The sequence below is a fragment of the Streptomyces hoynatensis genome (assembly GCF_003626535.1).
GTDB lineage: Bacteria > Actinomycetota > Actinomycetes > Streptomycetales > Streptomycetaceae > Streptomyces > Streptomyces hoynatensis.
The window spans coordinates 16,497-35,074 of sequence record NZ_RBAL01000005.1 but is presented as its reverse complement, the minus strand read 5'-3'; the positions used below and the strand labels follow the sequence as shown (position 1 = coordinate 35,074).

Here is an 18,578-nt window from a genome sequence, read left to right as displayed (position 1 = left end):
GTGTCCCGCCCGGCCCGTGTCCGCCCGGTCAGTAGCGGGGGGCGGGCGGGGCGAGGAACTCCACGTGGGCGGGGAGGCCCGCCGGGCGGGGAAGCGGCTCGCTGCACCGCACCGCGCGCAGCCCGGGCAGCCCGGCGAGCGGGGCGGCGCCCAGGGACTGCCATCCGACGAGGTGCAGCCGCGCCAGGCCGGGGAACACGGCGGCGAGGGCCGCCAGGTCCCCGTCCTCGGGCCGCGGCCCCTCGTGCGACAGGCAGGTGACCGCCTCGACCGCGGGCAGGACCACTCCCGCGCGGGCCAGGGAACGCAGCACGGGCAGGCTGAGGCTCACGGAGACGAGCCGGGGCAGGCCCGCCAGGGCCACCGCCTCGGCCGCGGACAGCGCCCGCGCGCAGTGCTGCAGCCCCAGGTGCGTGAGGGAGGGCCAGGCCGCCAGGCCGGTCAGGACCGGCGGCCGCGCGGGCAGGGTCAGCGCCCGCAGCGGCGCCCCGGCGGGGAGCTCCGCCAGCGCGCCGAGCGGGAAGAGGCGGCCCAGGGTGAGCTCCGCCAGGGCCTGAAGGCGGGCCAGGCCCTGCGGCCGCCAGGAGGCCGCGTCGGCGTGCAGGCTCAGCGTCCGCACGCCGGTGCCGGCCAGGGGGGAAAGGTCGCGTATCTGCGGGCAGGCGTCGATCAGCAGGCCGGTCAGCTCGGGGAAGTCCCGCACGAAGCCCACCCCGCCCAGCTCCCGGCACTCCCGCAGGCCGAGCGCGGTCAGCGGCAGCGAGGCCAGGCGGGTGGCGATGTCCCAGGTCGTGAAGCCGCCCCGCAGGTCCACCCGCCGCGGCCGCGGGCGCATCCTCTCCAGCAGCCGCAGCTCCTCCCGGCTCGTCACCGGGAGCGTCACCTCCCCGTCCAGCCGCAGGTGGGCGATGACCTCCTCGAAGTAGCGCTCGGTGCCGAAGCGGTACCAGGAGGTGGCGAGCCGGTGGCGCACCTCGGGCGAGGGATGGTTCCGGAAGGGCCGCAGGTGGGGAATCGCCGCGTCGGTGCCGACGCGAACCGCCGCCAGCACCACCGCGGCCGCCTCCTGGTCCCCGAGCCCGTCCGGCGGGGGCAGCACGCTGAGGGCCACGGCCCCCGCGGCGGCCAGCGAGACGCCCTCGGCCGGAACCCGCGGCGGCAGGAAACGGGCGGCGCGCCCGGCCACCGCCTCCCGCACCTCGGGGGCGAGCTGGGTGGCCTGGTCGAGGCAGGCGACGGCCAGCAGGTGCAGCCGCGTGCGGTGCTCCTGGTCCCGGTCCCCGCGCTCCAGCAGGGCGGTGAGCAACTCGCCCCGCTGGAGCGGCTGGGCGTGGGCCACGGCCATCCGGACCACGTCCTCCCACTGGTCCAGGTGCGCCTTCTCGACCAGGGCGGGGAAGTGCTGCCACTCGACGATCTCCCGCGCCCCCAGGTAGTCCTGGAAGGTGCGGTGCACGAAGTCGACCGCCCCCTCCATCGGCTCGCGCAGCACCCCGGAACGCTCCACCAGGTGCCGCAGCACCTCCGCGCCCGAGCCGAGCGCCTGCCCGCCCCCGAGGGCCGGGAGCGCCTGGGCGAGCAGCCGGGCGGCCAGTTCGGCGTTGAGCTCGGCGCGGCCGTTGGTGATCAGCCAGTACGCGAGCTTCTGGAGCAGCGAGAGCTGCGTGTCGGTGTCCAGGTCGAGCCCGCCGCGCGGTGGGTCGGGGCGCTCCCGGTCCCGGCGTTCGAGGAGCATCGTCAGCGCCGCGTCGTACAGGGCCTTGCGGCCGCGCGGCAGGTGGCCGTTGCGCTCCCGGTGCAGGGCGCAGATCAGGGCGCACATCAGCGGGCTGGTGGCCAGGGCGGCGAGGTCGGCGCGCCGGTCGAGGAGCTCCCGCAGGGCGCGCTCCTGCTGCTCCTGCGCCCCGACCGCCCGGTGCCACCGGTGCACGAAGGCCCCCACGTCGTCCCGGCCCATGGGGGCGAGGGTGAGTTCGGCGAAGCCCTCCGCGCCCAGCCAGTCGCGCTCGATCGCCGAGGGCCGTGCGGTGACCAGCCAGCGGTTGCCCGGGTAGGAGGACTCCAGGCGGCGCAGCCAGCGGCGGACGCCCTCGCGCTCCTCCTCGGGGATCTCGTCCACCCCGTCGACGAGCAGGAGGCCGCGCCCCGCGGCCAGGACCCGGTCGGCCCAGCGTTCCGGCTGGGCCCCGGCCAGCGGGCAGTCGACGGCGGACAGGAAGGCGCCGGGCAAGGGCAGCGACCGGCCGTCGCGGGTCAGGGTGCGGACGGGCAGCACGAAGGGCACGTGGCCGAACAGGTCCGGTATCCCGCTGTCCACGTCCTGCCCGGCGGCGGCGACGGCGAGCCACTGGACGAGCGTGGTCTTGCCCGAGCCGGCGAGGCCGCGCAGCAGCACGCGGGGCCGGTAGGCGAGCGCCACCTCCGCGCGCCGCGGCGGAGCCTCCGGCTGGTCGTGGGTCTCCAGGCTCAGGTAGGCGTCGTCGAGCGGCCAGCGGCGGGACTGCTCCAGGTCGAGGCCGTGGACCGTGAGGCGGCCGTGCTCGCGCCCGACGTAGGCGGCGTAGCGCTTCTCGAAGGCGGCGTCCTCCACCGAACGCGGCGGCAGGCGCTCGGCGATGAGGTCGGCCGTGCGGACCAGGCGGTCCAGCAGGCGGCTCTGCTCGACCAGGGTGCGGGCGACGAAGGCCGAGCGCTGGGTGAAGAAGTTCAGGATGTGCAGGCAGGCGACGTCCAGCAGGGCCTCGAACAGGTGCTCCGCGTCCCGCGCCAGCAGGTGCCCCTCCGGCAGGCCGGGCCGTGCCTCCCGCAGCCGGCGGGCGAGTTCGCGGTGGCCGAGGCGGACGGCCTGCACGTCGTCCATGCCGAGCTCGCCCAGCCCCAGCAGGGCCTGCGCCAACGCCTCGGCCACGCAGGCCCGTTCGCCCTCGGGCAGCGGGTCGTGCGGGTCCAGGTCGCGGGCGGCGCGGTCGACCAGGGCCCGGGCCAGCCGGGTGAGTTCGGCCTCGGTCAGGGTCTGCTTCTCGCCGCGGAAGGTCACCAGCGCGGAGAGCCGCACCGGCCCCGCCACCAGCCCGGCCCCCGGCTCGCCGGTCCTGAAGAGCCGTTTCACCAGCGGCGTCACCACGCTGGACGCGAGCCGCAGGACCATACCCCCCGAGACGTCCATGGCCTCAGCCTATGCGGGGCCGCCGCCCCGGACCCTGGTGGGGACCGAGGCGGCGGCACGGCCCTGCCGCGGGGCGCCGCACGGACACCGGGACGCGCCGGAGGCGGCCCGATTCCCGGCGGGTGGCCGGGCTCCCGGGAGGTGGCCGGGCTCAGGCGAGACGGCCGGGTTCGGGCGCCGGACCCTCAGGAGCAGGTGCTGCCGTTGAGCGTGAACGAGGAGGGCGCGGTGTCGGTCGAGCCGCTGACGATGAAGCCGAAGGAGACGCTGCCGCCGGCCGGGATGGTGGCGTTCCAGTCCAGGTTCGTGGCGGTGACGCTCTGGCCGGACTGGGTGAAGCTCGCGTTCCAGCCGCTGCTCAGCTGCTGGCCGCTCGGCAGCGGGAAGACGAGACGCCAGCCGCCGATCGGGCTCGTACCGGTGTTGGTGACGGTGAGGTTGGCCTGGTAGCCGCCGTTCCAGCTACTGGCGATCTGCACGGTGACGTCGCAGGCCGCCGGCGTGCCGGGGTCCCCTGGATCGCCCGGGTCTCCCGGGTCGCCGGGATCGCCGACCTCCCCCACGGGGATCAGGTACGGGTCGAGGAAGCGCTGCTTGTTCTGGTCGACCGTGGTCCAGTCGCCGTTCAGGATGCCGCCGGTGTCACCGGAGTTGGGGTTGAGCGTCCAGTAGGTGAAGTCCATGCCGCCGCTGCCCGTGCCCATGTAGTCGAGCAGTTCGGCCAGCCACTGCTGGTCCTTGGTGGCGGTGAGCGTGCTGCCGAACTCGCCGAGCAGGACCGGGGCGGTGTCCGCGTTCTCCAGGTAGCCCCAGTACTTGTCCCAGCGGGCCGGGAGGTTGTTCGGGAAGGACGGGTCGTTGAACCAGGGCTGCGGGTAGACCGAGGTGGCGTACTCGTGGGCCGAGTAGACGAGCTTGTGCGGGACGTTCAGGCGCACCGGGTAGGAGGCCGCGCCCTGGAGGTTGCCGCCCCACCAGTTGCAGTCGCCCTGGTAGCACTCGATGCCCTCGACGATGATCAGCCAGTCCGGGTTGGCGGCGAGGATCGCGTTGCCGCCGCGCTCGGCGGCCAGCCGCCAGTCCGTGGACTGGTTCCCGCTGCCCCAGGTGGCGGCGCCGTTGGGCTCGTTGTGCAGGTCGGCGCCGACGACGGTGTCGTTGCCGCGGTAGCGCTCGGCCAGCATGACCCAGTCGTCGATCCAGCGCTGCTCGCTGAGCCCCGAGGTGTACCAGAGCGGGGACTGCCCGGCGGAGTCGGGACGGTGCTGGTCCAGGAAGACGTGCAGGCCGATCTCGCCCGCGTAGTCGATGATCTTGTCCATGATCTCGATGCCGGACAGGCCCTGGAGATCGGGGTTCCTGGTGTAGTCGATGCCGTTGGGCGCCGAGCCGGCCTCGAAGAGCTCGTTGGAGTACGGCAGGCGGAGCGTGTTGTAGCCCAGCTCCTTGATCTGGTCGAGCATGTCCTGGTAGTTCCGCGCCCACAGGCCGTGCGGCGCGAACGTGTCGGTCTCCATGCCGAACCAGTTGATGCCGGTCATGCGGACCGGGTTGCCCGCCGCGTCCACGATCTGGGCGCCGTCCGTGGACCACGGGCCGTCGCCCGGGGCGGCCTGGGCGCTGCCGTTGGTCAGCGCGGCCCCGCCGAGCGCGAGCAGGAGCGTGAGCCCGCCCGCGGCCAGCCTGCGGACCCAGCCCGCTCTGTGTCGGTGTTTCACTGTGCGCACCTCGATTCCCGGAAGGAGTGGGAGCGCTCCCATACCCGTGAGGATGCTGCGGGTGATGAGGGGGACCTGTCAAGAGAGTGCGCGCGTCTCGCGACGTCTGCGGGCCGCTGTGGGGGCGGCGGAGAGGCGGCGGAGGCGGGGTGCGGCGGCCGGGGGCCGGGGGCCGGGGCAGGGCGCCGCGGCCGGGGCGCCGGAGGGGCGCGGGTGCTCCGGGGGCCAGGGGGGGCCGGTGTGACGGGGGGGTTCGGCCCGGTTCGCCGGGCGGCGGGGGCGGGCCCAGGATGGGAGGGAGGCGTGAGCGAGCGGAGGTGCGGAAGGCATGCGGCACACGATGCGCGCCGAGTACGAGCACGTGGGCGCGAGCGGCGAGGAGGAGTCTCCCGGGCACGAGGTGCGGACCTGGCACATGGTGCGCGGCGACGGCAACGTCGCGATGTGCGGGCGGGTGCTCCAGCCGGAGGCGGAGACGCGGCCCGACGGGGACTGGGGCACCTGGCCCAAACTGAGCTGCCACACCTGCGGCGCCCTCTACCTGCGCGAGGTGGCCTGAGGGACGGGCCGTTCCGGCCCCGGGCGCCCGGGGCCGCACGGAGACTTCGGCGGGGGCGGTGGGCGCGGTGGGCGCGGCGAGGCTCCGGAGCGTCGGGTCGCCGTGGGACGGCGGGGCGGCGGGGGCCGTCGGGGCGCCGGGGGCGGTGGCGGGACGCCCGCGAGGACGCGGGCGCCGAACGCGGGCGGGCGCCCTCGCCGGGGCCGACTGTCAGTGGCCTCGTGCAGACTGCCTCCCATGGACGAAACACAGGCCGTTGCCGGGCCCGACGGGCTGCTGCGGTGCCCGTGGGGGGTCAAGCCGGAGGACTACCGGGAGTACCACGACGCCGAGTGGGGCCGCCCGCTGCGCGGGGACGACGCGCTGTTCGAGCGGCTGTGCCTGGAGGCGTTCCAGTCCGGGCTCTCCTGGCTGACCATCCTGCGGCGCCGGGAGGGGTTCCGGGAGGCCTTCGCCGGGTTCGTGATCGAGAAGGTGGCGGCCTTCACGGAGGAGGACGCCGCCCGCCTGCTGGAGGACCCGCGCATCATCAGGAACCGGCTGAAGATCCAGGCCACGCTGTCCAACGCCCGGGTGCTCGCCGACTGGGCCGGGGGCGAGCTCACCGAGCTCATATGGTCCTTCGCGCCCGACCCGGCCGGGCGGCCGGCCCCGAAGGCGCACGGCGACATCCCGGCCACCACCCCGGAGTCCACCGCGCTGTCGAAGGAGCTGCGGCGGCGCGGCCTCCGCTTCGTCGGCCCGACGACGGCCTACGCGCTGATGCAGGCCTGCGGCCTGGTCAACGACCACCTGGCCGACTGCCACGCCCGCCCCTTCGGCCGCTGACCTCCGGGCGAGCGGGCGGCGGCCGGCCCGCCGGCGGAGGGTCGGCCGGGCCGGCCGCCCCCCGGGGTTCCTGCCCCCGGGTTCCTGCCGCGCGGGGGGTCGCCTACCGTGGCGGCATGCGGCTGGTGGTGCTGGGCGGAAGCGGGGCATGGCCGACGGCGGAGCGGGCCCGCAGCGGCTACCTCGTGGAGCACGCGGGGTTCCGGCTCCTCCTCGACCCGGGCTACGGGACCCTCCAGGCGCTCCTGACGCACGGCGCGGCGGAGCGGATCGACGCGGTGCTGGTCACGCACGGCCACCCCGACCACTGCGCCGACCTCAACCCCTTGCTGCGCGCGCGGGCGCTGCGGGACCAACCGCCGCCGCGGCTGCCGGTCTTCGCGCCGCACGGCGCCCTGGACGCCGTGCTCGCGCTCGACCGGCCCGGCATGCTGGAGCCGGCCTACCGCCTGGGCGAGTTCACGCCGGGGGAGCGCCTGGAGATCGGCCCCTTCGCCGTGGAGACCCGGCTGCTCCCCCACCACCTGCCGAACGCCGGTCTCCGGGTGGCCGCGGGCGGGGCGGTGGTCGCCTACACCGGCGACACGGGGCCCACCCCGGAGCTGCTGCGGCTGGCCGAGGGGGCGGACGTGTTCCTGTGCGAGGCGACGTACGTACGGCGCGTTCCGGAGGAGGACGCGCCCTACCTGATGACCGCGCGCCTGGCCGGGGAGTACGCCGCCGCCGCGGGCGCCGCCCGGCTGCTGCTCACCCACCTGTGGCCCGGCACCGACCCGGCAGCGGCCGTCGAGGCGGCCGGGGCGGCGTTCGGCGGGCCGAAGGCCGTCGCCCTCCCCGGCCTCGTCGCCGAGCGGGACCCCGCCACACCGCCCGGGCCCGGCGCGTAGGCGCCTTCGTCCGCTCCCTGGCGCCCCAGCCCCCTCAGCCGCGCCAGGTGCCGGTCCACTCGTAGAGCGGAGCGGTGGTGGCGTACTCCCGCAGCGAGCGAATGCGGCCCTCCCGCACCCGGGCGACGGAGGCGCCGTCGAACGTCGCCGGCTTGCCCTCCCAGGTGCAGGAGAAGACCCACTCGGCCACCAGCGTGTCCCCCGCCGCCGCCTCGCCGGTGATCTCCCACCCGTCCACGGTGCCCCCGGCGCCGAACCAGGCACGCATCCACTGCGCGACCCGCTCCCGCCCGCGGTAGACGGGACCGTAACTCTCCACCACCACGCAGTCCTCGGCGAGCGTGGCCAGCACGGCGGCAACATCGTGCCGCCGCCAGCCGTCGATGTAGTCGTGCAACGGGCTCATTCGCGCTCACCGCTTCCCCGGTCACTCACTGCTCCCCGCGTCGCCGCTGCTCTTCGCGACCGCTGCACCGGACGCGCTGGGCACGGACGCTCCGCCGCACCGGAACGGTAACGCGGCCCTCTGACAGCCGGCCGCAGGGCAACGGGTGACCCCCCGGGGGCCCGCCGTACGATCGCCGGTCAGCGTGCCGCGGGGGTTGGGCGGCGGGCGTCGTAGCGGTGGCGGGCCGCGGCGATGGTGGGGCGGTTGCGCTGCGACCACTCGGCGAGCGTTTCCAGCGGGGCGCGGATCTCCTCCGCCAGCGGCGTGGTCGCGTACTCCACCCGGGGCGGGGTGTCGGGGTGGACGGTGCGGGTCACCAGGCCGTTGCGTTCGAGGTTGCGCAGGCTCAGGGTCAGCATCCGGCGGCTGATGCCCTCGATCGCCCGCTCCAGCTGGGTGAACCGGTGCGGTCCCGCGCCGAGCACCACCAGCACCTGGGCGCTCCACTTGTCGCCGATCAGCGCCAGCACCTCCCGCAGCGGGCAGTCCGCGAGGCCGGCCGGGTCCGCGAGGGAGCCGGCCGGGTCCGCGAGGGAGTCTGCCGGGTCAGGGAGGGAGCCGGCGGGGTCCGCGAGGGGACCGGCGGCGTTCGTGCGGGGGTGGGCGCGGCCCGCCGCCCCGGAGGCGGCGCCGCGTTCGTTCGCGGGCGGCCCGGTGACCTGGTGCGTTACCGCCGTGTTCCGTCGCGACATGAAAGTGCCTCCTTCCGCGGCACCCCGAGCCTGCCCCAGGATGACTCCCGTTACAAGTGGTAACAGTCCTGGCCGGAGGCCGGGCTGGAGAGGTGAGGAGCGGAGCATGCCGCACGCACGCAGCAACGGTCACCGGATCGCGTACGAGGTCGACGGTGAAGGGCCGCTCCTCCTGCTGCACCCCGGAATGTTCCAGACCGGCGCCGGGTGGGCCGCCTTCGGCTACACCGAAATCCTCCGGAAGAGCCACACCGTCGTCGCCGTCGACCCGCTCGGCCTCGGCGCGAGCGACGCTCCCGGCGAGCCGGCCGCCTACGCGCTGGAACGCCGCGCCGAGTCCGTTCTCGCGGTGCTCGACGACCTGGGCGCGGACCGGGCCGCCGTGTGGGGCTACTCGATGGGCGCCCTGACCGTCCTCGGCCTGGTGCGCTACGCCCCGGAACGCTGCGAGCGGGTCGTCGCCGGGGCCTGGGACCCGGTGGAGGGCTTCGCCTCGGCGGTCCGCCACGAGCTCCGCCTGCACCGGCTCCCCGCCGACACCGACCCGTACGGCCTCCTCCTGCAGGTCGCGTACGCCGACCCGGGGTCGGCCGCCGTCTGCGAGGCCGCCTCGCCCGCGGCCCTGCGGGCCAACTACGAGGCGTTCTCCCGGGATCGCGGGCTCGACGCGGCCCTCGTCGCCAGCCCCCTCCCCACGCTGCTGTACTGCGGGACGGAGGACCCCTGGCACGAGCCGATGCGGGAGACGGCCCGCCGCGCCGGGGCGGAGTTCCTCTCGCTGCCCGGCGCCGACCACCAGGCAGGGTGGGCGCGTTCCGGGGAGGTGCTGGCCGGGGTGCTGCCCTTCCTCGCCGCGGACCGGATGTAGGGCCAGGCCGCCACGGCGCGCCCGCCTGGCCGGCGGCCCGGGTGCCGGCGAGGGGGTGGGGGCGGCGCGCGACGCGGGGGCGTACCGTGCCTGCATGGAGATCCGGCGGGCGGCGACGGTGGCCGAACTGGTGGCGGCGCAGGGGCTGTTCGACGGCCCGGTGCACGCGGAGTGGGCGGAACGCTTCCTGGCGGAGCCCGGCCACCACCTGCTGCTCGCCTACGTGGACGGCGAGCCGGCCGGGATGGTCAGCGGCGTGGAGACGACGCACCCGGACAAGGGCACCGAGATGTTCCTGTACGAGCTCGGCGTGGACGAGGCGCACCGGCGGCGCGGCATCGGCCGCGCGCTGGTCGAGGCACTGGCCGACCTGGCCAGGAGCAGGGGCTGCTACGGCATGTGGGTGGCCGTCGACGCGGACAACGAGGCGGCCAGGGCGACGTACCGCTCCGCGGGCCGCGACGCGGAGGAGCCGGTCGCCGTTCAGGTCTGGGACTTCGGGGCGTAGCCGGTGCCCCCGGGGTGGCCGGTGCCGTCGGCCTGGCCGGCGTCGGCGTAGCCCGCGCGGCCCGCTCCTTGCTCCGCGCGGTCCTGCGCCGCCAGCACCTCCTCGGCGTGCTCGACCGCCCACAGGCCGAGCGCCTCGATGGCCGGGAGCAGCGAACGGCCCAGCCCGGTGAGCGCGTACTCCACGCGCGGCGGCGCCTCCCGGTACCGGCGGTGGGCGACCAGGCCGTTGTGCTCCAGCCTGCGCAGCGTCTCGGTGAGCACCTTGGGGCTGATCCCGCCGATGCGCCGGCGCAGTTCGTGGGGGCGCTGCGCGCCCCGGCGCAACGCCCACAGGACCACGCCGTTCCAGGTGTTGCCGAGCAGGTCGAGGGCCAGCCTCGCCTGGCAGTCCGCGATGAACTCCGGCACGCCGCCTCCTTTCCCGGCCCCGGCCCGTCCGTCCCGCCCCCGAGGCGGGCGTCGGGCACCGAATGGTGCATGACGGATCTTCTACCTTCGTGCTCCGCCGGCCAAGCGGCACCGTCCACGAGGCCCCGCACCGCACGGCCGCCGGCGGCAACGGCCGGCCGGCATGCGTGGGCGGGGCCGACGGGCGAGAGACAGGCGAGAGACAGGCGAGACACAGGGAGGAAGCACGCATGCGGATCGGGATTCTGGGCGCCGGGAGGATGGCGCAGGCGCTCGGCGGCCGGTGGCGGGAGGCGGGGCACGAGGTGCTGTCCGGGGCGCGCGACCCGCGGCGCGCCGGGCCGGGAGCGGAGAGCCTCGCCACGGCCGCGACGTTCGGCGAGGCGGTGCTCCTGGCGGTGCCCGACCACGCCGCCCTGGAGGTGCTGGCGGCGGTGGGCGCGGGAGGCGGCGCCCTGCGCGGGCGCACGCTGATCGACTGCACCAACCCGCTGGTGCCCGGCACGGTGCGCCTGGCCACCGAGGGCGGCCCCTCGATGGCGGAACGGATCGCCGCGGCGGCGCCGGGGGCGCACGTGGTGAAGGCGTTCAACCTCTGCCCGGACGAGGTGTGGCGGATGACGCCACCGGTCTTCGACGGCGTGCCGCTCGGCGTGCCGCTGTGTGGGGACCAGGAGACGGCGCTCGCCCTGGTGGGCACCCTGGTCGCGGACCTCGGCTGCGTGCCCGTGGCGGGCGGTGGCCTCGAGCGAGCGGGACTCCTCGAGGCGGCCGCCGCCTTCATGATCGGGCTCTGGGCGCAGGGGGCCCAGGCGAGGGCCGTGCTGCCGTGGGTGGGAGCCGACGCTCCCAGGCCCACGCTCGGCAGGCGCCAGGACCCCGCGGACGAGCCGGAAACCGCGGAGAGGTGACGAACCGGAAGCGGAACGGACAACGGGACGGAAGGCGGGACAACGGAACGGACGGCAGAACGGGCAACGGGGCGGACAACGGGACGGACAACGGGACGGAAGGGGAACGCAGTCGGGGGAGCGGGCCGGGCGGGACAGGACCGGACGGAGGCGGAGGGGAAGGGGACCGGGACCGGAAGGGGACCGGGATCGGAAGGGTGCCGGGGAACAGGGGAGGGGGCGAGCGGGAAGGAGGCGGGGGCGGGGCGGAACGGGGGTGGGGTTCGGGGAGTCGGGTAGGGGACCGGTAGGCGGGCCGAAGCGGGGGCGGGACGGGGTCCGGAAAGCGGGCCGGTGAGGCGGGGACGGGGAGGGGGCCGGGTCAGCCGGCTCCCGGCAGGCGGTAGCGGCCGTCGGGGAGCCTTTCGACCAGCCCGTCGCCGACCAGGCCGTTCAGCGCGCGGGCCCGCTGCTCCGGGTCACCCCAGACCCGGTCGAGCAGGAGGCGCGGCACCGGCGCCGTCGCCTCGCGCAGCACCGCAAGCAGCTTCCCGCGCACCTGCCGGTCGGTTCCGGCGTACGTCTGGGTGCGGCGCGGGGGGCCCGCGTGCGCCGGTGAACCCGCCCGGCGCCAGGCGCACAGGTCGGCGATCGGGCACCGCCCGCACGCCGGAGTGCGCGCGGTGCACAGCAGCGCGCCGAGCTCCATCGTGGCCGCCGCCCAGCGGGCCGCCGTCCTCGGCTCCTCGGGCAGCAGCATCCTGGCGAGCTTGCGCTCGGCCGCGGTCGTCGCGTTCGGCGGGAACTCCGTGCCGGTGACGGCGCGGGCGAACACCCGCCTGACGTTGGTGTCGAGGACCGCGTGCCGCTGCCCGTAGGCGAAGGAGGCCACCGCGGCGGCCGTGTACTCGCCGACGCCCGGCAGCGCCAGCAGCTGGTGGTGGTCGGTGGGCACGTCGCCGCCGTGCCGTTCCGCTATGGCGGCGGCCGCGTTGTGCAGCCGGAGCGCCCGGCGCGGGTAGCCGAGGCGGCCCCAGGCGCGCACGGCCTCGCCGGGCGCCTCCGCGGCCAGGTCGGCGGGGCGTGGCCAGCGCTTGAGCCACTCCTCGTAGACCGGCAGCACGCGGCTGACGGGGGTCTGCTGAAGCATGAACTCGCTGACCATGACCCCCCAGGCGTTCGCGTCGGGGCGGCGCCAGGGCAGGTCACGGGCGTTCTTGTCGAACCAGTCGATGACGGGGGCGTGCAGGACGGTGGGGTCGGCCGTCGCCGTCGGAACAGTCGTGGGAGTCGTCGCAGTCATGGCAAGGCGATCCTGGCATGCCGCGGGCACGGCACAAAGCGGTCACGGCCGCGCGTGTTGACGACGGGGGAGGCGCAGGGGAAGCGGAGGGGAGGGGAACGAGGCCCCGCTGATGTCTCGTAAGGTTTCCGCGTGGGATCACTGCGCACTCCGGTCGGGCCGCTGCCGTCCTCCATCTACTGGCGGCGAAGGGCCGTTGTGCTGCTACCCGTCGTGATCGTCGTGCTGCTGATCGTCTGGGCGCTGCGCCCCTCGGGCGGGGACGACGAGCAGCAGACGGGCGGGCACGACGACGGCAACGGCGGGCCGGCCGAGTCGATCACCCCGGGACCCACCCCATCGGAGTCGTTCATAGACGAGCGCCCGGGCGGCCGTGACACCTCCTCCACCGAGTCCGGGGAGCCCGGGGACGAGGCAGGAGCGGGTGGCGAGGAGGGCACCGGCGCCGCGGACGGCTCGAACGGCGGCGCGGCGGCCGACGGTTCCGCGGGCGGAGGCGGCGACACCGTAGGCATCGACCCGGCGGGGCTGGCCGACTGCCTGCCCGCGGACGTGTCGCTGACGCTGAGCAGCGCGGAGAACGACTACTCGCCGGAACAGCAGCCGCGGCTGCTGCTGACCGCGCACAACGAATCGGGGTCCGCCTGCCGCCTCGACCTCGGGTACGCGGCGCTGACCGTCACCCTGGCCGACGCCGCCGACGAGCAGGTGTGGTCCTCCGCCGACTGCCCGGAGGGGGCCTCCTCCGACTGGGTGGGCATCGCGGCCGGCGGCGCGGTGACCCGCAGCTTCGACTGGGACCGGCGCCACTCCACGCCCCAGGACTGCGACGGGCCCGCGGGCGAGCCCGCGGCGCCGGGAACCTACCTGGCGGAGGCCCAGCTGACGGGCTTCCCCGTGGTGCAGACGCCCTTCCTGCTCGACGAGGACTGAACCGGCTCCCGCCCCGGCCCGGCACGCCCCCTGGCGGCAACCGCCACCGGGCCGGCGGGAACACCCGCGGCGCCGCCCCCGGCGGCGCGCGGGCGGCGCGTGGCAGCGGAGCACGGCGCACGGGCGCGGGACCCGGCGCGTGACTGCGGGCCCGGACCACCGGGCGCAGGGCCCCGGCGGGCGGGACGTGCGCCCCACCGGGCGGGAGGAGCAGGCGGGGCGCGTGGGCGGGATGCGTGGGCGAGGCGTGCCCGCCGGGAAGCGTGCCCACGGGAGGGTGCCTGTGGGAGGGGTGCCTGTGGGAGGGGCGCCTGCGGGAGGCGCGGGCCGGGTGCGGCCGGGCCGTGGGGCGCCGCGCGAGGGAGCGCGGCACGACCGGTGGGCGGGGCGGCGGCCACGCCGCTCGCAGCGGGCGGTGCCCAGGCAGCACCGGGTCAGACGTAACGCTCCAGGATGGAGGACTCCGCCAGGCGGGAGAGGCCCTCGCGCACCGAGCGGGCCCGGGTCTCGCCCACGCCGTCCACGGCCTGCAGATCGTCCACGCTGGCGGCGAGCAGCTTCTGCAGCCCGCCGAAGTGGTCCACCAGCCGGTCGATGACCAGCCCGGGCAGCCGCGGCACCTTCGCCAGCAGCCGGAAGCCGCGCGGCGAGACCGCCGAGTCCAGCGCCTCGGCGCCCGCGCCGAGCCCCAGCGCCCTGGCGACGGTGGCCAGTTCGAGCAACTCGGCATGGCCCAGGGTGTCCAGCTCGGCGAGGGCGGTGGCGACCCGCTTCGAGCGCTTCCCCCCGGCCTCCGGCAGATAGTCCCGCACGATCAGCTGCCGCTCCGGCTCCACGCCCGCGATCAGCTCGTCCAGCTGCAGGGAGAGCAGCCGGCCGTCCGTGCCGAGCTCGACGACGTACTCGGCGATCTCCGCGGCGATCCGCCGCACCATCTCAAGGCGCTGGGCGACCGAGGCGACGTCCCGCACGGTGACCAGGTCCTCGATCTCCAGCGCGGACAGCGTGCCCGCCACCTCGTCCAGGCGCAGCTTGTAGCGCTCCAGCGTGGCCAGGGCCTGGTTGGCGCGCGAGAGGATCGCGCCCGAGTCCTCGAGCACCCGCCGCTGGCCGTCCAGGTACAGCGCGACCAGCCGCATCGACTGGCTCACCGAGACCACAGGGAAGCCGGTCTGGATGGAGACCCGCTGGGCCGTGCGGTGCCTGGTGCCGGTCTCCTCGGTGGGAATGCTGGGGTCGGGCACCAGCTGCACGCCCGCCCTGACGATGCGGGAGATGTCCTTGTCCACGATCACCGCGCCGTCCAGCTTGCACAGCTCGCGCAGCCGGGTCGCGGTGAACTCCACGTCGAGCACGAAGCCGCCGGTGCACAGCGACTCGACCGTGCGGTCGACGCCGAGCACGATCAGGCCCCCCGTGTTCCCCCGGAGGATGCGTTCGAGACCGTCACGCAGCTGGGTCCCCGGGGCCACCGCGCTGAGCGCAGCGCGCAGCAGGCCGTCGCTCCCGGAGCCACCCCCGGCCCTGCCGGGAGTCCCCGGCCGGTCGCTGGCTGCCATGCACTCCTCCGGAGGACGAATCTGCGCTGAGTGCACACGAGTCTACCGGCGCACCTCCTCACGCCCGCGGGACTCCGCTTCCCGGGCGGGCGGGCGCCCGGGCAGGACCCTGAGCGCCTCTCCGATGTCGGCGACCTCGCGCACCCGCATCCCCCGCGGCGCGTCGCCCGAGTCGGCCGGGACCAGCGCCTGGGTGAAGCCGAGCCGCGCGGCCTCCGCCAGCCGCCGCTGCACGCCCGTCACCCGCCGCACCTCGCCCGCCAGCCCCACCTCGCCGATCGCCACCAGGTTCTTCGGCAGCGGGGTGTCGCTCGCGGCGCTGGCCAGCGCCAGCGCGACGGCCAGGTCGGCGGCCGGCTCCGAGAGGCGCACGCCCCCGACCGTCGCGGTGTAGATGTCGTTCTTCCCCAAGGCGGCTATCTGGCCGCGCTGTTCGAGCACGGCGAGCATCATCGAGACCCGGGAGGTCTCCAGGCCCGAGGTGGTGCGCCGCGGGGAGGGGATCTGGCTCGCCACCGTCAGCGACTGCACCTCGGCGACCAGCGGGCGGCGCCCCTCCAGCGTCACCGTCAGGCAGGTGCCCGGCACCGGCTCGTCCCGGCGGGTCAGGAACAGGCCCGAGGGATCGGCGAGCGAGGTGATGCCCTCGTCGTGCAACTCGAAGCAGCCGACCTCGTCGGTGGCCCCGTATCTGTTCTTCACGCCGCGGACCAGGCGCAGCCTCGCGTGCCTGTCCCCCTCGAACTGGAGCACCACGTCGACCAGGTGCTCCAGCAGCCGCGGGCCCGCGATGGCGCCGTCCTTCGTCACGTGCCCCACCAGCAGCGTGGCCATGTCGCGCTCCTTGGAGGCCCGGATCAGCGCGCCGGCCACCTCCCTGACCTGCGCCACCCCGCCCGGCGCGCCGTCGATCTCGGCCGAGGCGACCGTCTGCACCGAGTCGAGGATCAGCAGCGAGGGCTTCACCGCGTCCAACTGCCCGAGCACCGCGCCCAGATCCGTCTCGGCCGCCAGGTACAGGTGGTCGTGGATCGCGCCGATCCGGTCGGCCCGCAGCCGCACCTGGGCCGCCGACTCCTCGCCCGTCACATACAGCGTGCGGTGGTGTGGCGAGGCGGCCTTGGCCGCGACGTCGAGCAGCAGCGTGGACTTGCCGACCCCGGGCTCGCCGGCGAGCAGCACCACCGCCCCCGGCACCAGGCCGCCGCCGAGCACCCGGTCGAGCTCGGGGACGCCGGTGCCGCGCGCGGTCACCTGCGCGCCGTCCACCTGACCGATCGGCAGGGCCGGGGAGGCCACCCGCGCGGCCGGGGCGGTGCGCACGGCGGGCACGCCGCCGACCTCCTCCACCGTGCCCCAGGCGTGGCACTCGGGGCAGCGGCCGAGCCACTTGGCGGTGGACCAGCCGCACTCGGAGCAGCGGTAGGCGGGTCGATCAGTCTTACGGGCCATGTACGGAACGCTATCGCCCGGGTCTGACAGCCAACCCGCCCGTACCGGTCCCCAGGCGTCACCCGATAGGTGGAACCTCGGGTCGGCGGCCGCGGTGGCCGCCCGCCTGGCGCTTACGGTCGCCAGCGTGACGACCCGAAGCCGCGACCGCTCGACAGGCGCCGCACCGGGCCCAGCGCGTCGCTCCACCCCCACCCCGCCCGCCCGGCCCACGAGGCACGCCAAGCCCCCCAAGTCCAGGAAAGCCCCCAAGCCCGGCACCTCGCCGGAGAACCCGAAGCCCCCGCCGGCCCCCCAGGCCGGGCACCCCGCACACCCCACAGACCTCATGAGCCCCACGAGTTCGCAGAATCCGCAGAACCCGCAGAACCCGGAGAACTCCGCGGACCCGTGGCACTCGCCCGCCCTTTCCGGCCTTTCCCGCCCCTCGAACTCCGCCGAGGCCATGGAGCCCTCCCCGTCCGCCACCACCGCCAGAGCCGCCCGAAGGAACCGAGCCGCCAGGAACGGCCGGGCCGCCAAAGCCGGCCGGGCCGCCAAGCCGGGCGGCAAGGCCACGGCCGCCGCGGCCACCCGGCCCACGAGGCCGCTGGATGTCCCCGGGGCCGGCAACGCCCCGGACGCCGCCGGGCGCGGGCCGGGCGAGGCCCCCTACGAGGACGCCTACCTGGACGGGGTGTTCACCTACTGCCTGTCGCTGATGTGCGAGCACGACGCCGCCACCGCGGCGCTCGGCGAGGCGGTGGCCCTCGCCGAGCGGCAGCACGAGCGCGGCCGCCGCCCCGCCGCCCCGGAGCTGCGCCGCAGCTGGCTGTACGCGCTCGCCAGGTGGGCCTGCCTGCGCCGCCTCGCCGTGGCCCAGGGCGGCGCCGCGGGACCGGTGGCCACGGGCGAGGACGCCGACGCCGGCCGCCGCAGGCGCGAACTGGCCACGCTCTCCTGGCCGGAGGCCGCGGGCACGACGGCCGAGCAGCGCGAGGCGCTCGAACTCGCGGTCAGGCACAAGCTGTCGGTGCGGGAGATCGCGCGCGTGCTGGGACTGCCGGAGTCCGCGACACACACGCTGCTGACCACGGCCGCCTGCGAGGTGGAGCGGACCCGCGCCGCGCTGGCCGCCGTGGAGTCGGCGGGCTGCCCGGCCACCGCGGCGCTCGCGGGCGACGACCGGCGGGTGCTGCTCGGCCCCAGGCTGCGCGGCGAACTGGTGCGGCACGTGGACGAGTGCACCGCCTGCCGGCTCGTCGCCCAGCGCGCCATGGTGGGCGTGGGCTGGCCGGGCACCGCGCCCGGCTCGCGCACCCGGCTCGTCGTGCTGCCCGCGCCGCGCGCGGCGGTGCACGCCGCCAGGCTGGCGGTGCTCCGGGCCCGCGCCCAGTACACGCCGCGCTGCGACCGGGCGGGCTTCCCCGTGGCCGCGCGGGACCGGGCCGCCCGCCGGGAGAAGCTCCGCGGCCGGGCGGTGACGACGACGGTGGTGGCGGCGGTGCTGGCCGCCCCGGTGCTCGCGCTGTGGGCGGCCTGCCGCGGCGCGCCCGTCACCGGTGAGGCGGGCGGGCACGAGGAGCCGGCCGTGACCGCGCAGGACGATCCGGGCGCGGGCCTCGGGCCCGGCTCCGAGGTGGCGGCGCAGGGGGAGGGCGATCCGCGGCCGGAGGCCGCCGGCGCCGAGGGCGGGCGGGCCGACGGCGAGGCGGCGGAGCGGCGGGGCGGGCGGGAGGCGCGTGACCGGGCGGACGGCGGCGGAGGCGCCCCCGACGGCGCCCCGGAGCGTGCGGCACGGGGCGCGGGTACCGCCGAGGGCCCGGGCGAGGAGGGCGCGCCGGGACGGCTGAGCGCGGAGGCCGTGACCACGGACTCGGGCACCCGGATCACGCTGACGGCCTCCGGCGGCGCGCCCGTGGACTGGACGGCGGAGGCGGACGCGGACTGGCTGCTCCTCAGCGTCTCCTCGGGAACCCTGCGGCCGGGGGAGACGCAGGTGATCGAGGTCTCCGTGGACCGGGCCCGGGAGCCGGCGGGCGCCTGGCAGGCCCGGGTCACCCTCAGCCCCGCGGCCACGGTGGTCACCGTGGAGGGCGAGGGCGCCGCCCCGGAGGAGCCCACCGATCCGCCGGGCGAGGAGCCGCCGCCGGAGGACCCGCCGCCGGCCGAGGGCGGGGACCCCGCCGCGTCCGGCGGGGGCGGGGCTTAGCCCGCGCCCCCGCGTGCGCTCCCGCCCGCGCCCCCGCGTTCGCCCCGGCGTGCGGCGGCGCCACGGGGCGCGTGGAAAGGGCGCGGGCCCCCCGCGTACGGCCCCGGCGGGCGCGGGCGCGGACGTCGCGGCGTGGGGGGCAGGGGCGCGCCGGTGTGGGCGCCAT

At 76.4% G+C, this 18,578-nt stretch carries 16 protein-coding genes; 8 read left to right on the top strand and 8 right to left on the bottom strand.

Features of this window, described 5'->3' with window-relative positions; translation table 11 throughout:
• Positions 1-28: 28 nt before the first annotated feature.
• Positions 29-3,166 carry an NACHT domain-containing protein gene (locus D7294_RS10405; RefSeq protein ID WP_147450810.1) on the bottom strand — a complete coding sequence of 1,046 codons (3,138 nt, stop codon included), beginning with the start codon at positions 3,164-3,166 and terminating at the stop codon, positions 29-31.
• A 185-nt stretch (positions 3,167-3,351) separates the two neighbouring features.
• Positions 3,352-4,884, bottom strand: coding sequence for a cellulase family glycosylhydrolase (locus D7294_RS10400; protein WP_241562253.1), 1,533 nt, complete (start codon positions 4,882-4,884; stop codon positions 3,352-3,354).
• Between the two features lie 328 nt (positions 4,885-5,212).
• Here D7294_RS10400 and D7294_RS10395 point away from each other — a divergent pair, with 328 nt between their 5' ends.
• The 3 genes from D7294_RS10395 (at position 5,213) to D7294_RS10385 (ending at position 7,158) form a co-directional block, all read left to right on the top strand.
• A complete protein-coding gene (locus tag D7294_RS10395) occupies positions 5,213-5,443 on the top strand; it encodes a hypothetical protein (protein WP_120678020.1) in 231 nt (76 codons plus the stop codon).
• A gap of 237 nt (positions 5,444-5,680) precedes the next feature.
• Positions 5,681-6,271 carry a DNA-3-methyladenine glycosylase I gene (locus tag D7294_RS10390; RefSeq protein ID WP_120678615.1) on the top strand — a complete coding sequence of 197 codons (591 nt, stop codon included), beginning with the start codon at positions 5,681-5,683 and terminating at the stop codon, positions 6,269-6,271.
• A 116-nt stretch (positions 6,272-6,387) separates the two neighbouring features.
• The gene (locus D7294_RS10385; RefSeq protein ID WP_120678017.1) at positions 6,388-7,158 is read left to right on the top strand and encodes an MBL fold metallo-hydrolase; all 771 of its coding nucleotides are present in this window, start codon (positions 6,388-6,390) and stop codon (positions 7,156-7,158) included.
• 34 nt (positions 7,159-7,192) lie between these two features.
• Here D7294_RS10385 and D7294_RS10380 read toward each other — a convergent pair whose 3' ends face one another.
• Together D7294_RS10380 and D7294_RS33935 are read right to left on the bottom strand one after the other, a co-directional pair.
• Positions 7,193-7,564 (bottom strand): nuclear transport factor 2 family protein, encoded by a 372-nt coding sequence (locus D7294_RS10380; protein ID WP_120678014.1) that lies wholly within the window; start codon positions 7,562-7,564, stop codon positions 7,193-7,195.
• Between the two features lie 179 nt (positions 7,565-7,743).
• Complete coding sequence (locus D7294_RS33935) at positions 7,744-8,298, bottom strand: winged helix-turn-helix transcriptional regulator (RefSeq protein ID WP_120678012.1); 555 nt, start codon at positions 8,296-8,298, stop codon at positions 7,744-7,746.
• A gap of 106 nt (positions 8,299-8,404) precedes the next feature.
• Here D7294_RS33935 and D7294_RS10370 point away from each other — a divergent pair, with 106 nt between their 5' ends.
• Complete coding sequence (locus D7294_RS10370) at positions 8,405-9,166, top strand: alpha/beta fold hydrolase (protein ID WP_158674604.1); 762 nt, start codon at positions 8,405-8,407, stop codon at positions 9,164-9,166.
• A gap of 94 nt (positions 9,167-9,260) precedes the next feature.
• Positions 9,261-9,674: a GNAT family N-acetyltransferase gene (locus D7294_RS10365; RefSeq protein WP_120678004.1), complete on the top strand. Its 414-nt coding sequence runs from the start codon at positions 9,261-9,263 to the stop codon at positions 9,672-9,674.
• On the opposite strand, the gene D7294_RS10360 is transcribed toward D7294_RS10365, so the two are convergent.
• Complete coding sequence (locus D7294_RS10360) at positions 9,650-10,084, bottom strand: winged helix-turn-helix transcriptional regulator (protein ID WP_120678001.1); 435 nt, start codon at positions 10,082-10,084, stop codon at positions 9,650-9,652. The two genes, D7294_RS10365 and D7294_RS10360, sit on opposite strands and share 25 nt — an antisense overlap.
• 230 nt (positions 10,085-10,314) lie before the next feature.
• Here D7294_RS10360 and D7294_RS10355 point away from each other — a divergent pair, with 230 nt between their 5' ends.
• Entirely contained in the window at positions 10,315-10,995 is a 681-nt protein-coding gene (locus tag D7294_RS10355) for an NADPH-dependent F420 reductase (RefSeq protein ID WP_120677998.1), read from the top strand.
• Positions 10,996-11,356: 361 nt separating this feature from the next.
• Here the strand turns inward: D7294_RS10355 and D7294_RS10350 are convergent, their stop codons facing one another.
• On the bottom strand, positions 11,357-12,277 hold the full coding sequence (locus D7294_RS10350) for an HhH-GPD family protein (RefSeq protein ID WP_120677996.1): 921 nt from the start codon (positions 12,275-12,277) through the stop codon (positions 11,357-11,359).
• 132 nt (positions 12,278-12,409) lie between these two features.
• Between D7294_RS10350 and D7294_RS10345 the strand changes: the two genes are divergently transcribed.
• The gene (locus D7294_RS10345; RefSeq protein WP_120677994.1) at positions 12,410-13,210 is read left to right on the top strand and encodes a hypothetical protein; all 801 of its coding nucleotides are present in this window, start codon (positions 12,410-12,412) and stop codon (positions 13,208-13,210) included.
• A 434-nt stretch (positions 13,211-13,644) separates the two neighbouring features.
• On the opposite strand, the gene disA is transcribed toward D7294_RS10345, so the two are convergent.
• Both disA and radA read right to left on the bottom strand, forming a co-directional pair.
• Positions 13,645-14,769, bottom strand: a complete 1,125-nt coding sequence (disA, locus tag D7294_RS10340; protein WP_120677991.1) for a DNA integrity scanning diadenylate cyclase DisA — start codon at positions 14,767-14,769, stop codon at positions 13,645-13,647.
• Between the two features lie 42 nt (positions 14,770-14,811).
• Positions 14,812-16,221, bottom strand: a complete 1,410-nt coding sequence (radA, locus tag D7294_RS10335) for a DNA repair protein RadA (RefSeq protein WP_120677988.1) — start codon at positions 16,219-16,221, stop codon at positions 14,812-14,814.
• Positions 16,222-16,549: 328 nt separating this feature from the next.
• Between radA and D7294_RS10330 the strand changes: the two genes are divergently transcribed.
• Positions 16,550-18,412, top strand: coding sequence for a BACON domain-containing protein (locus D7294_RS10330; RefSeq protein ID WP_120677986.1), 1,863 nt, complete (start codon positions 16,550-16,552; stop codon positions 18,410-18,412).
• The last annotated feature ends 166 nt before the right edge of the window (positions 18,413-18,578 follow it).

Bases quoted from the DNA above. Each gene is read 5' to 3' on its own strand.
- D7294_RS10365 (WP_120678004.1), top strand. From the start codon at position 9,261: ATGGAGATCCGGCGGGCGGCGACGGTGGCCGAACTGGTGGCGGCGCAG.
- D7294_RS10370 (WP_158674604.1), top strand. From the start codon at position 8,405: ATGCCGCACGCACGCAGCAACGGTCACCGGATCGCGTACGAGGTCGAC.
- D7294_RS10390 (WP_120678615.1), top strand. From the start codon at position 5,681: ATGGACGAAACACAGGCCGTTGCCGGGCCCGACGGGCTGCTGCGGTGC.
- D7294_RS10405 (WP_147450810.1), bottom strand. From the start codon at position 3,166: ATGGACGTCTCGGGGGGTATGGTCCTGCGGCTCGCGTCCAGCGTGGTG.
- D7294_RS10395 (WP_120678020.1), top strand. From the start codon at position 5,213: ATGCGGCACACGATGCGCGCCGAGTACGAGCACGTGGGCGCGAGCGGC.
- disA (WP_120677991.1), bottom strand. From the start codon at position 14,769: ATGGCAGCCAGCGACCGGCCGGGGACTCCCGGCAGGGCCGGGGGTGGC.
- D7294_RS10355 (WP_120677998.1), top strand. From the start codon at position 10,315: ATGCGGATCGGGATTCTGGGCGCCGGGAGGATGGCGCAGGCGCTCGGC.
- D7294_RS10330 (WP_120677986.1), top strand. From the start codon at position 16,550: ATGAGCCCCACGAGTTCGCAGAATCCGCAGAACCCGCAGAACCCGGAG.
- D7294_RS10385 (WP_120678017.1), top strand. From the start codon at position 6,388: ATGCGGCTGGTGGTGCTGGGCGGAAGCGGGGCATGGCCGACGGCGGAG.
- D7294_RS10380 (WP_120678014.1), bottom strand. From the start codon at position 7,564: ATGAGCCCGTTGCACGACTACATCGACGGCTGGCGGCGGCACGATGTT.
- radA (WP_120677988.1), bottom strand. From the start codon at position 16,221: ATGGCCCGTAAGACTGATCGACCCGCCTACCGCTGCTCCGAGTGCGGC.
- D7294_RS10350 (WP_120677996.1), bottom strand. From the start codon at position 12,277: ATGACTGCGACGACTCCCACGACTGTTCCGACGGCGACGGCCGACCCC.
- D7294_RS33935 (WP_120678012.1), bottom strand. From the start codon at position 8,298: ATGTCGCGACGGAACACGGCGGTAACGCACCAGGTCACCGGGCCGCCC.